Origin of the sequence: Pseudarthrobacter oxydans (assembly GCF_030812335.1) — a bacterium.
GTDB classification, from domain to species: domain Bacteria; phylum Actinomycetota; class Actinomycetes; order Actinomycetales; family Micrococcaceae; genus Arthrobacter; species Arthrobacter oxydans_B.
Genome location: NZ_JAUSSN010000007.1, coordinates 175,852 through 188,042, shown reverse-complemented (window position 1 = coordinate 188,042; position 12,191 = coordinate 175,852). Strand labels below are relative to the sequence as shown.

At 67.0% G+C, this 12,191-nt stretch carries 11 protein-coding genes; 8 read left to right on the top strand and 3 right to left on the bottom strand.

The genetic code is table 11. The features are described 5' to 3' along the window. Positions 1-85: 85 nt before the first annotated feature. Complete coding sequence (locus tag J2W14_RS13365) at positions 86-1,474, bottom strand: lytic transglycosylase domain-containing protein (RefSeq protein WP_307463186.1); 1,389 nt, start codon at positions 1,472-1,474, stop codon at positions 86-88. Positions 1,475-1,783: 309 nt separating this feature from the next. Between J2W14_RS13365 and J2W14_RS13360 the strand changes: the two genes are divergently transcribed. Beyond that, positions 1,784-2,137 carry an Rv2175c family DNA-binding protein gene (locus J2W14_RS13360; RefSeq protein ID WP_307463183.1) on the top strand — a complete coding sequence of 118 codons (354 nt, stop codon included), beginning with the start codon at positions 1,784-1,786 and terminating at the stop codon, positions 2,135-2,137. Positions 2,138-2,269: 132 nt separating this feature from the next. Here J2W14_RS13360 and J2W14_RS13355 read toward each other — a convergent pair whose 3' ends face one another. Further along, a complete protein-coding gene (locus J2W14_RS13355; RefSeq protein WP_307463181.1) occupies positions 2,270-3,364 on the bottom strand; it encodes a polyprenyl synthetase family protein in 1,095 nt (364 codons plus the stop codon). Next, positions 3,361-3,894 (bottom strand): hypothetical protein, encoded by a 534-nt coding sequence (locus J2W14_RS13350; RefSeq protein WP_307463177.1) that lies wholly within the window; start codon positions 3,892-3,894, stop codon positions 3,361-3,363. Before J2W14_RS13350 ends, J2W14_RS13355 begins: the two co-directional genes overlap by 4 nt. 149 nt (positions 3,895-4,043) lie before the next feature. Between J2W14_RS13350 and dinB the strand changes: the two genes are divergently transcribed. The 7 genes from dinB (at position 4,044) to J2W14_RS13315 (ending at position 12,190) form a co-directional block, all read left to right on the top strand. Then, complete coding sequence (gene dinB, locus J2W14_RS13345) at positions 4,044-5,231, top strand: DNA polymerase IV (protein ID WP_307463418.1); 1,188 nt, start codon at positions 4,044-4,046, stop codon at positions 5,229-5,231. 277 nt (positions 5,232-5,508) lie between these two features. Continuing rightward, positions 5,509-5,883, top strand: a complete 375-nt coding sequence (locus J2W14_RS13340; RefSeq protein ID WP_282383623.1) for a DUF3040 domain-containing protein — start codon at positions 5,509-5,511, stop codon at positions 5,881-5,883. Between the two features lie 382 nt (positions 5,884-6,265). After that, positions 6,266-6,694, top strand: a complete 429-nt coding sequence (gene mraZ / locus J2W14_RS13335) for a division/cell wall cluster transcriptional repressor MraZ (RefSeq protein ID WP_160666519.1) — start codon at positions 6,266-6,268, stop codon at positions 6,692-6,694. Between the two features lie 196 nt (positions 6,695-6,890). Further along, entirely contained in the window at positions 6,891-7,889 is a 999-nt protein-coding gene (gene rsmH, locus J2W14_RS13330; RefSeq protein ID WP_307463172.1) for a 16S rRNA (cytosine(1402)-N(4))-methyltransferase RsmH, read from the top strand. Further along, the gene (locus J2W14_RS13325) at positions 7,886-8,560 is read left to right on the top strand and encodes a hypothetical protein (RefSeq protein WP_307463170.1); all 675 of its coding nucleotides are present in this window, start codon (positions 7,886-7,888) and stop codon (positions 8,558-8,560) included. Before rsmH ends, J2W14_RS13325 begins: the two co-directional genes overlap by 4 nt. A gap of 42 nt (positions 8,561-8,602) precedes the next feature. After that, complete coding sequence (locus J2W14_RS13320; RefSeq protein ID WP_307463168.1) at positions 8,603-10,405, top strand: peptidoglycan D,D-transpeptidase FtsI family protein; 1,803 nt, start codon at positions 8,603-8,605, stop codon at positions 10,403-10,405. A 126-nt stretch (positions 10,406-10,531) separates the two neighbouring features. After that, positions 10,532-12,190 carry a UDP-N-acetylmuramoyl-L-alanyl-D-glutamate--2,6-diaminopimelate ligase gene (locus J2W14_RS13315; protein ID WP_307463166.1) on the top strand — a complete coding sequence of 553 codons (1,659 nt, stop codon included), beginning with the start codon at positions 10,532-10,534 and terminating at the stop codon, positions 12,188-12,190. The last annotated feature ends 1 nt before the right edge of the window (position 12,191 follow it).

Genomic DNA, 12,191 nt, shown 5'->3' with positions numbered 1-12,191 from the left:
CCTTCGGGGCTTGGCAGTGCCTTGGCCGTGCCCTGGCCGTGCCTGGGCCGGAGGCTGGCGCCGCGGCCGTTGTTGCCCTGGATTCCTAGCCGAAGTTCTTCTGGTGTGCCTTGATGGACTCGACGTAGCGCTTGGTGTCCTCGTACATGCCGTATTTGCTGACCGAGTACTGGCCCTGGTAGTAACCGGCGATGGCACTGTCCTGGTCCGGGCTGGTGCGGATCAGCTGGCGGATGATCGCGACGCCGGCCGTGACGTTGTCGTACGGGTCCAACAGGTTCAGCTGGCGGCCCACGAGGTCCGAAGCCCACTCGCCCGAGGAGGGGATGACCTGCATGGTTCCGATCGCGTTGGCCGGGGAGACCGAGCGGTGGTCGAAGCTGGATTCCTGGAACGCGAAGGCCAGGGCGAGTGACGGGTCGACGCCCATGCGGCGGGCGGTGTCGGCGATGATGGTCTTCATCTGTTCGCGGCTGGGCACCGGCGAGGCGTTCAGCAGGGCCTTGTTCTGGTTGGCGGAGCTGACGACGGCAGCCGGATACGTGTAGCCGAGGAAGGTGCTCGGGACGAGCGGGGTGACCGTGGCAGCGGGCGGAGTGGCAGCCGGGGCGAGGGACGCGCCCGTTAGCGCCAGCTTCTGGCCGGGGTAGATGATGCTGGACATGGTCAGGCGGTTGGCGGACAGGATGTCGGCGAGCTTGACGCCGTTCCTGGCGGCGATGCCGGAGAGGGTGTCGCCGGACTTGATGGTGTAGGAACCCGAGGCCGGAGCCGGAGCCGGTGTCGCGGCCGGCGCCACCGGGGCGGGGGCAGCCGGGGCCGGGGCGGGTGCCGACGGGGCCGGTGCCGCGGCGCCGCCGCCGATCTTGATCTGCTGGCCGGGGTAGATGATGGAGCCCAGGTTGAGCCCGTTCCAGCCGAAGACCTCGGAGAGCTTGACGCCGTGGCGGGCTGCGATGGCGCCGAGGGTGTCGCCCGACTTCACGGTGTAGACGCTGCCGGCGGCAGCGGCGGCGGGAGCCGCCGGCTCCGGCTCCGGCGCCGGGGACGAGCCGGCGAGCCTGATCTTCTGGCCGGGGTAGATCAGGGTGTTCGCCTGCAGCCCGTTCAATTCCAGGATGGCGTCGGTGTCCAGACCAAACTTGCCGGCGATTCCGCTGATCGTGTCACCGCGGGCAATCGTGTACTCCTCGGGGACGGAGACCTGGGCGGGCCGGAACGCGGACGGCACAGCCGCCGGCACCGAATTGGCAGGGATCAACGCCGAACCCAGCGAGCGGGCGGTCTGTCCCTGGGCCTGTGCCTGCATGGCCGCGGCGAGGGTGGCCGGGATGGCGCGGGTGCGGGATTCGGCCGCAGCCGGCTGGGCCATCGCCAGTGAAGAAAGAACGACGGCCGGGAGGGCAGCCGTCGTGGCCGCAATCATCGGCAGGCTGGACCGCGTGGCGGGCTTTGGCGAACGTGACGTCGTCATGGGAAAGGTCCTCTTCTCAGCGGCGAACGCTGCGGGTCTGGCCGGCAATACTGGTGTTACCAGTGTGACTCAAGTTATACCTGTTACAAATGTGATCCATGTGAATCTCTCATGATTTGGGAATTAGCACAAGAACTGTTTGACATTCCGCAAACAACTGTTTGCGGAGTGTCGGTCCGGGAGGCGCCGCGGAAAGAAGCCGCAGCCGCGGCAGCCGGCATTTGAAAAAAAGCCGCAGCCGGGGCAGCCGGCATTTAATCGGCGGGCGTCGACTAGGCGCAGAGCCCGCCGGCATGGCAATCTTGATCCGTGAGTAATGTAGAAAGCCTTGTGGGCGAATGGCTGCCCCTGCCCGATGTCGCACAGCTTCTGAACGTTTCGATTACGAAGGTCCATGCCCTCCTTGACGAGCGCGCGCTGGCGGCACTGCGGGTCGGTGAACGCCGGATCCGTTGCGTTCCTGCCGACTTCATCCAGGACGGCCACGCCGTGGAAAGCCTCAAGGGAACGATTGTGGTCCTCGCGGACGCCGGCTATTCCGACGAGGAACTCATTACCTGGTTGTTTACGCCGGATGAATCGCTGCGCGGCCGTCCGATCGATGCCCTCCGCGAGGGGCGCAAAACGGAAATCCGGCGCCGGGCGCAGTCCTTGGCCTGGTAGCACCGAAGTACGCTCCGGTCTTTAACTACTGCAGGCCCTGCACCTCACATGTGAGGTGCAGGGCCTGCAGTAGTTAATGCCGGAGTTAATGCCGGAGTCAATGCCGGCGTGGAGTGCCGCCGGGGCTGCGGCTCAGGCCGCGCGGCTGACCGTGGCCTCGGCCAGCTTCCGCAGCGCCGTCTTGGGCAGTTCGTCCAGCGGCAGCAGATCCAGGGCAGCGAAAGCCGCCCGGCCAAATTCCTCGATCAGCACCTCCGTGGCCTGGAGTGCGCCGCAGTCCGCGATGATGCGGCGGATTTCATCCACGTCGGCGTCGCCCAGCCCCGGGCTGCCGAGTTTCGCGTCGATGAACTCGGACTCGGCAGGGCCGGCCAGGTCCAGGGCAAAGGCGATCAGCACGGTCCGCTTGCCTTCACGCAGATCGTCTCCTGCAGGCTTTCCGGTGGTGACCGGATCGCCGAAGACGCCCAGAACGTCGTCGCGGAGCTGGAAGGCCTCGCCCAACGGAAGGGCGAAGGCCGAGTAGCCACGCAGCAGCTCGTCGCGGGCTCCGGCCAGGGCGCCGCCCAGGGCCAGCGGATGCTCGGTGGAGTACTTGGCCGATTTGAAACGGATGATGGACTGGGCGCGGCTGACTGCTCCGGCCCGGTCCCGCCGGGGTCCGGCAACCTCCTCGAGGATGTCGAGGTACTGGCCCGCCATGACCTCGGCGCGCATTAGATTGAAGATCAGCCGTGCCCGGCTCCCGGAGGCTGCGCTCTCCCCGATCTCGGTAAAGGACTCCTCGCTGAACGACAGGCACAGGTCACCGGTCAGGATGGCGGCGGCGTGTCCGAACCGTTCCCTGTCAAGTGCCCAGCCCTGCGTCTCGTGCAGGTCGCTGAAGCGCCGGTGCACGCTGGGGCCGCCCCTGCGGGTATCAGAGCGGTCAATGATGTCGTCGTGGATCAGGGCAGCTGCCTGGAACAGCTCCAGCGCGGAGCCCGCCGTCACGATCTCGTTGGCTCCCGCTCCGCCGCCGGCGCCGCGCCAGCCCCAGTAGCACATCAGTGCCCGGAGGCGCTTGCCACCGGTGACGAGGTTCGAGATGGATCCCATCAGCGGATCGATGTCCGGGGAGATCGAGGACATCACCGCCTGGCGGCTGGCCAGGAAATCGGTGAGTTTTCCGGCGACGGCGGCCACATAGGCCGCTTGTTCCAGGCGCAGCTGCTCCGCGAGGGTCACTTGACGGACTCGGCGGCGACGTTCGCACCGATGGTGAAGGTGGAGACCCCGGCGGTTTCCAGCACCGAAATGTTGACCGTTTCGGTCTCGCCGCGGAGGAAGTCCTTGGACGGTACCGCCCCGACAGTTTCCCCCGGAACCGCCTTGAAGCCCTGGGCTTCCAGTTCCTTCGTGTAGAAGGCAAGCACCTCGGCCGACGGCGCGGAGATGCTGCCGACGAGGGCCACCGTGGCGGGCTCCGTGGTCTTGTCAAAGCTGCTGGAGACGACCTTCGCTGCGGGCATCACCGGCAGGAGCGTTTCCGGGAACCCGGGAACCATTGCGCCGACGGTGGCCGATGTCCCGGGTGCAGCGGAGGGGCTGGCCGGCGCGGTCGTGGTGGGCTGGGCCGCGGACGGCGCAGCCGAGACCAACGAGGAGCCCGAGGCAGCGGCCCCGGGGTTGGCGGGGGTGCATGCCGCCAGGGCCATCAGCGTGCCCGCCGCCAAAACGGCTGCCGCGGCACGCTTGCGCTGTCCAAATACCTTCACAGGGACTTTCCTCCTGGTGTTGACGCCGGATTCAGCCTCCAGTTTAGTCAGTCCCGGGGCATAGGATTGAAGTTGTGGGGGCGGACGAGGATAAACAGCAGCGGGAGCAGTCTCCCCAGGGCGCAGCCAGGCGGCCCAGCGAAGCGGAAATGCGGGAGCTCCGGCGGAGCAGCATCATGCACGTCGACATGGACGCGTTCTTTGTGTCCGTGGAGCTGCGCAGCCGTCCGGCGCTCGTGGGCAGGCCCGTCATCGTGGGCTACCCCGCGGACCGGTCCGTCGTGCTCTCCGCCTCCTACGAAGCCCGGAAATTCGGCGTCAAATCCGCCATGCCGATGGTGGTGGCCATGCGGATGTGTCCCTCTGCCGTCGTCATCGAGCCCCGGCACAAGCTGTACTACGAGGTCTCCGGCCAGATTATGGAGATTTTCGGGTCCATCACCGAACTGGTGGAGCCGCTCAGCGTAGACGAGGCCTTCCTCGACGTCGGGGGAGCGATCCGCCGGCTGGGCCCGCCCCGCGCGATCGGCGAACTCATCCGCACCCGGGTCCGCAGTGAACTGGGCATCACCGCGTCCGTGGGGATAGCCGCCAGCAAGTTCGTGGCGAAGATTGCCTCCACCCGGTGCAAACCCAACGGGCTGCTGCTCATCGGTCCGGAGGAGACCGTCCCGTACCTGCACAGCCTTCCGGTCAGTGCCCTCTGGGGCGTCGGCGCCAAAACGGTGGAGGTGCTGTCCCGGATGGGCATCCGCACCGTCGCCGACGTCGCGGCCTCCCCGCTCCCGTCCCTCCGGAAGGTGCTCGGTGCTTCCGGGGAACACGTTTACCGGCTGTCGTGGGGAATTGACCCCCGCCCGGTGACCCCCGTCCGGCTCGAGAAAAGCATTGGCGCGGAAGAGACCTTCGCGGTGGACACTGCCGACGAGGCCCTGCTGCACCGGGAACTGCTTCGCCTGTCGCACCGCACGGCGGAGCGGCTCCGCGGTGCCGGCATGCATGCCCGTACCGTGGCCCTCAAGCTGCGCTATGCGGACTTCTCCACGATCACCCGCAGCCGCACTGTCAGCACCCCGATCGACAGCGCCCAACTGCTGTACGCTGTCGCCGTCCAGCTCCTGGAGTCGGTCGGTGACCGCCCCATGACCGTGCGGCTCGTGGGCATCCGCGCTGAACAGCTCGAAGAGGCCGCGCAAGCGCCCCTTCAGCTCAGCCTTGACCGCCGGGACGACAACTGGCGCGCCGCGGAGCAGGTCCTGGACCAGGTGACCAGGAAATTTGGCACGAAATCCGTGCTTCCGGCCAGGCTCCTGGACCCCGGGAGCAATTCAGGCTGATCCCGGGTTGTCAATCACGCACTTCTTGAAGTCAAGGGGACGTTTGGCATCTTTCAGAACAGGGCGCGACAAACTATCCTTATTTATACGTAAGTTTGGAACGACTGGAATGAGCGTTCGGACTAATGCAGGACCAGCTGAACACCCCGGAAGGGGTCGTGGAGAACCCCATTCGAACAACGGCGGCGATTGGGAACCACGCGGGGATCCCGCACGTTGTGGGTTTAGGGACACTGGCCGCGTCAGTCTGGACGTCGGCCGATTTAAGGAGGTCGTGATGCCGCTCTCGGAGCACGAACAGAAGTTGCTGGAGCAACTTGAGAAGCAGCTGCATGAGGACGACCCAAAGTTCGCCAGCTCGATGGGCTCGGACGCGGGACGTTCATGGTCAACCCGCCATTTGGTGATCGGCGTCCTGGCCACATTGGCCGGCGTCGTGCTCCTGCTCTTTGGCGTGACGATCCAAAACATCTTCGTTGGAGTCTTAGGCTTTGTGGTCATGGGGGCCGGTGTCTACTACGCCACCATGCGCGGTGCTGCTGCCGGCAAGGCCAAAGCCTCTGGTGCGGCCCGGAAGTCCGGGAAGCCCAGGAGTTCGTTCATGAGCAATCTTGAGGAACGCTGGGACGAGAGGCACCGCGGGGAACCCTAAGCCCCGGCCCGGTTCACCGAACCTCCAGTCCGTTCTCCACTTTCCACCACAGGGAAACCCTAGGTGGCATAGAAGACCCGCCCCGGCGGGTCTTTTGTCGTTAACCCGGGTTAGTCATGCCCGGACAGGGCCAGGAGCGGCGGTGCGCGCCGGATGCCGCGGCTCCGTCCGGCAGATTCCCTCCACTTACCCTCCACTGCGCCCCACCGGCCCCGATTCCCAGCCATTACGGAGAAGAAAGAGGCCATCGCCCCACGAATTGACACCGAATCGTTCGGCGTGTCGTTGACTGGGGAGGGATGTGGAGTAATGTGGAGGACGTAAGAGGGTAGTGGCAGCACAGGGGACGTTGGGCTTCCTACGATCAGACAGGCGGTGGGCCGTGTTTCTCGGCACACATTCGCCGCGTCTGGACGAAAAGGGTCGAATCATCCTTCCCGCGAAGTTCCGTGAGGAGCTTGCCGGGGGACTGGTCCTCACAAGGGGCCAGGAACGCTGCATCTACGTCTTCAGTGAGGCGGAATTCGGCCGGGTTCACGAGCAAATGCGGGAGGCCCCAATCTCCAGCAAGCAGGCTCGTGACTACATCCGTGTTTTCCTCTCTGGAGCCTCCGACGAGGTACCTGACAAGCAGGGGCGCGTGACGATTCCGCCGGCGCTCCGGGAGTACGCAGGGCTCGGCAGGGAACTCGCCGTTATTGGTGCAGGAACCCGCGCTGAGATTTGGGACGCCCAGGCCTGGAACGAGTACCTCGCCGAAAAGGAAACGGCCTTCTCGGAGACCGACGACGCAATACCGGGGATTCTCTGAATCCCCACAGAAACCAGGCGGCACTGCACGATTCTTGACCGAGATCTCCAGCCGCCCATCCGGTTGTTTTCCTGGCTCACTTCCCCGGAGCCAGGCAGACGCAGGGTAGGCGCGGATGGGGATCTGGATTAAGAAGCGGCACGCCCAGCCAGCACCGCACTCCAGAAACCAGCCGGACAAACGAAAGGACGCAGGCATGACGGACCATGACCAGTCGAAGCCCACGTCCGAACGCCATGTACCGGTCCTCAAGGACCGGTGCATCAATTTGTTGGCACCAGGGATCGAGGCGGCGCGCAGCCGCGGCGAGACCCCCGTGGTCATCGACGCCACCCTGGGCATGGGCGGCCACGCCGAGGCCATGCTGCAGCGCTTTCCGGACCTGCACCTGATCGGCATCGACCGTGACGAGGAAGCCCTGGCCCTCGCGGGGGAGCGCCTCCAGCCCTTCGCCGGCCGGATTGACCTCGTGCACGCTGTGTACGACGAAATCCCCGACATCCTTGCGGACCTCGGCTTCGCGGAAGTCCACGGGGTCCTGATGGACCTCGGCGTCTCCTCGCTCCAGCTGGACGAACGGGAACGCGGGTTCGCGTACTCCTTCGACGCCCCGCTGGACATGCGCATGGACACGAGCCGCGGCCAGACCGCCGCGGACGTCGTCAACAACTACAGCGAAGAGGACCTGGTCCGGATCATCCGGAAATGGGGCGAGGAGAAGTTCGCCGGCCGCATCGCCAACCGGATCGTCACGGCCCGCGCCGTGAAGCCTTTCACGACAACTGGGGAGCTCGTCGAGCAGATCCGTGATGTTGTCCCCTCCGGCGCCGCAAAAACGGGCGGACATCCGGCCAAGCGCACCTTCCAGGCGCTCCGGATCGAGGTCAACGAAGAACTCGATGTCCTGGAACGCGCCGTCCCCGCGGCCATCAACGCCATCGCCGTCGGCGGCCGCGTGGTCGTCATGTCCTATCACTCGCTGGAAGACAAGATCGTCAAGGGGTTCTTCCAGGCAGGATCCAAATCCTCCGCACCGCTCGGCTTCCCCGTGGAACTCGAAGAGCACAAGGCCGAGCTGAAAACCCTGACGAAGGGCACCGAAGTGCCCACCGCCGCCGAAATCGCCGAGAATCCACGCGCCGCGTCCGCCAGACTCCGCGCCGTGGAACGCATCAAAGCCAGGAGGGCCGCATGAGTACCGCCGCTGTCAACAGATTCCCCGTTGCCACAGGCGCGACGGCCCACGCCCTGCCCGGGATCACTCCCGGCACCGGCCCCGCCCGGAAGGCGCGCACCCCGCTCTCCCTGGTCCGGTCAACCCCGCAGAAGCGCCGCGCCCCGTTCGTTGTGCTCTGCTTTGGCCTCCTGGCCGTGGCGCTGATGGCGGTCCTGGTCCTCAATATTTCCGTGTCCACCGCGCAGTACCAGCTGGTGCAGCTGCGGAGCGAGCAATCCACGCTGACGAAACAGAACCAGGACCTGACCCAGCAGGTGCAGAACTTTGACGCCCCGCAGAACCTGGCTGCCAAGGCCACCGAGCTTGGCATGGTGGCTTCCACCGCCAAAGGCCAGATCGACCTTTCCACCCTGACCGTCACCGGAAAGGCCAAGCCCGCGGTGAAGGGCGACGCCCCCGGCGCCGTCATTGCCGCCCCCGCTGTGGCCGGACAACTCAGCGTCGTGCCGCCGGCCACCGTGAAGGAGCCGCTCGCGAATCGCAAACCCGCAGCGGCCCCTGCCGCCAAACCGGCTGCCGCTGCCGCCAAACCGGCCGCCGAGGCCGTGCCGGTCCCGCCGGCAAAACCGGCAGTCGAACTCCACGGAGGCTCCGTTCCCGCCCCCGCGCAGAAGGTGCCGGGACAGTAACGCAGGACGGACCACCAGCCAGGCAATCAGCAAGGAAACATCGTGGCCCAGAACACCGGCAAGGCACGCAAAGCGAAAGCGCCGAGCGCGACCCGGCGGCTCCGGCTGGGCCTTGGCGTCATGCTGACGCTCCTGCTCGTCGTCGGCGGAAAACTCTTCCTGGTCCAGGGCCTCGACGTCGGCGGCATGGCCGAGGCCGCCCTGCAGAACAGGCTCACCCCCATCGAACTGCCCGCCGAGCGCGGCAGCATCCTGGATGCCAACGGCACAGTCCTGGCCAGCAGCGTGATCCGCTATAACCTCGTTGTCGACCAGACCGTTAACACCAAGACCGAGGAGTTCCGCCGGCTGGAGCCGGTGGACGGCAAGGAAGAGCTCGTCAAGGTCTCCCGGGACCAGGGCATCAACGAACTCGCAGCCGTGCTGGGAATGGCCAAGGACACCCTGAAGGACGCACTGACGGGGGACCAGCGCTACTACATCGTGGCCAAGGACCTGAAGCCCGACGTCGAGGACCGCATCGCCAAGCTCCAGATCCCCGGCATCGTCACCGAAGGCACCAGCAAGCGGGTGTACCCCAACGGCTCGGTGGCCGGCGGGATTGTTGGCTTCCTCAAGGACGGCACCACCGGCCAGGCCGGCCTCGAACAGACCCAGGACGAGATCCTCCGGGGAACCGCGGGCAAGCGGCTCTTCGAAATCGGCGCCGACGGGCTGCGCATCCCGGTCGGAGTCGACCAGCTGACCCCGGCCGTCAACGGCAAGGACATCAAGCTCACCCTGAACGCGGACCTCCAGTACTTCGCCCAGCAGGCCATCCAGAGCCAGCGCGACAAGCTCAGCGCCGAGTGGGGCGTGGTGATCGTCCAGGACATCAAGACCGGCGACATCATCGCCATGGCGGACACCAACTCGCCGGACCCCAACGACCCGGGCAAGTCCGATGCCCAGGACCGCGGCGTCCGTGCCGTCACCGCGGCCTACGAACCCGGATCGGTGCAAAAAATGATCACGGCCGCCGCCCTGATCGAGGAAGGCAAGTCCTTCCCGCTGGACAAGTTCACCATCCCGTCCTCGTACACCGTGGACGGGCAGACGTTCAGCGACTCCTTCGCGCACGGCACCGAGGAACGGACCCTGGCCGGCATCCTGGGCTGGTCGATGAACACCGGCACGGTCATGGCCGGGGAGCGGCTCAGCAAGGAGCAGCGCTACGACTGGCTGAAGAAGTTCGGCATCGGCGAAGCGCCGGACATCGGACTGCCTGCCGAGGCCACGGGCATCCTGACCCCCCACGAGCAGTGGGACGGCCGCCAGGAGTACACCGTGCTGTTCGGCCAGGGCGTCTCGCAGTCCACGCTCCAGACCGTCCGGGCCTTTCAGAGCGTCGGAAACAACGGGGTGATGCTCCAGCCGCGGCTGATCGACAGCTACATCAACCCGGACGGCACTGAGGAGAAGGTTCCGGCGCAGCCGTCGCGGGAGATCGTCACTCCGGACACCGCCCGGCAGGTGCGGGACATCCTCGAGAGCGCCGTCACGGAGGGCCAGATCAAGGAGGCCGGCCTGGACGGCTACCGGGTCGGGGCGAAGACCGGCACCTCGCAGTCCCCGTGCGACGACGGCACCGCCGGCTTCTGCGGCTTCACGGCGTCGATGGTGGGGATGGCGCCGATGGACGATCCGCGGTTTATTGTTGAAGTGGTCCTGCAACGGCCCAAGGGCGATATCTACGGCATCTCGAACGGACCGGTGTTCCGGTCCGTGATGAGCCAGGCGCTGCGGACGTACAACGTCCCGCCGTCCACCGGTGAACCCGTCCGGCTGCCGCAGTTCGTCAAGTAGCACCCGCGCTGGAACCAGCACCACGCACGTCCGCCACCAACCTGTACCGGGAATACTGAGCCTGCGGGCCGGAGCAATCCTCCATGCGCAGCGCCAGATCCATCAGCACCACCAACGGAGATCCACGTGTCAGACCAGAATGCCCCCGGCGCTTCCGCCGCGCCGTCCGGCCCGGGCTCCACCCCGGGCTTCCGGCCCACTGCGGTAGCTGCCGTGCCGCTGGCCACCATCGGCGAGGCAATCGGCGTCGTGGTCCCCGGGGCGTCCGGCTCCGTCCCGGTCACCGGGATCTCCCTGAATTCCCGCACCGTCGAGCCCGGCGACCTCTACGTGGCCCTGCCCGGAGCGAGCCGGCACGGCGCCGACTTCGTCTCGCAGGCCGTGGCGGCCGGAGCGGCCGCCGTGCTGACGGACGACGCCGGTGCGCGCCTGCTGGCGTTCTCCCACGACATCGCCGTGCCGGTGCTGCTGGCCGGGGAACCCCGCAGCCTCGTGGGCCGGCTCTCCGCCCTGATCTACCGGAGCCGGCCGCAGGACGGGCCCGCTCCGGCCCTCTACGGCGTCACGGGCACCAACGGCAAGACCACCACGACCTACTTCATCAACGCCCTGCTGCAGGCCCTCGGGCAGAAGACAGGACTGATCGGCACCATCGAGATCCTGGCCGGCGGGGAGCCGATCCCCAGCCTCCTCACCACCCCGGAGTCCACCGACGTCCACGCGCTGCTGGCCCTGATGCGCGAACGCGGCCTCGACGCGGCCTCGATGGAGGTCTCCTCACACGCGATCTCCTTCCACCGCGTGGACGGCGTCGAGTTCGACGTCGCCGGCTTCACCAACCTGACCCAGGACCACCTCGACCTGCACGGCAGCATGGAGGAGTACTTCCAGACCAAGGCCCGGCTCTTCACCCCCGGGCGGGCCCGCCGCGCCGTCGTGACCGTCGATGACGACTGGGGCGTGCAGCTCGCCGCCTCCGCCGGCATCCCGGTGACGACCCTGGCCACGCACGTCACCGGCGGCGGGACAAGTCTGCCCGCGGCCGCGGACTGGGCGGTCCTCCAGCCGGCCCCGCGCGGACTCGGCACGGTCTTCACCCTCCGCCACCGCGACGGCACCGAGCTGCGCGTCCACACCGGGCTGCCCGGAAGCTTCAATGTGGCCAACGCCGCGCTGGCAACCGTCATGGTGCTCGCGGGCGGACACGATGCCGCTGCGGTCCAGGCCGCCCTCGACACCGGCGACCCCTTCACCGTCGCCGTCCCCGGCCGCATGCAGCTCGTCTCCACCGCCCCCGCCGCGGTGGTCGATTTTGCGCACAACCCCGATGCCCTGGCCCGCGCACTGGAGGCCGTCCGCTCCCCGGAGCCGGGGTCCCGGGTGATCATCGTCTTTGGCGCCACCGGACAGCGGGACCAGGGGAAGCGCCCCGCCATGGGTGCCATCGCCGCCCGCCTGGCCGACATCGTCATCGTCAGCGACGACGACCCGCACGACGAGGACGCCGCGGAGATCCGCGCCGACGTCCTGGTGGGCGCGGTCGAGGCCAAGGAGCACGAGGGCCTGGACTGCAGCATCATGGAGGTTTTCCCCCGCGACGCCGCCATCCGAAAGGCCGTGGAACTCGCGGAGCCGGCCGACACCATCCTCGTCGCAGGACGGGGCCACGAAATTTGGCAGGAAGTCAAGGGCGTCAACCTCGCCCTTGACGACAGGGTGGAGCTCCGCTCTGCCTTGACAGCCCGGGGATTCACCGTTCTCGAAGACCACCGGATAGAGTCCTAAA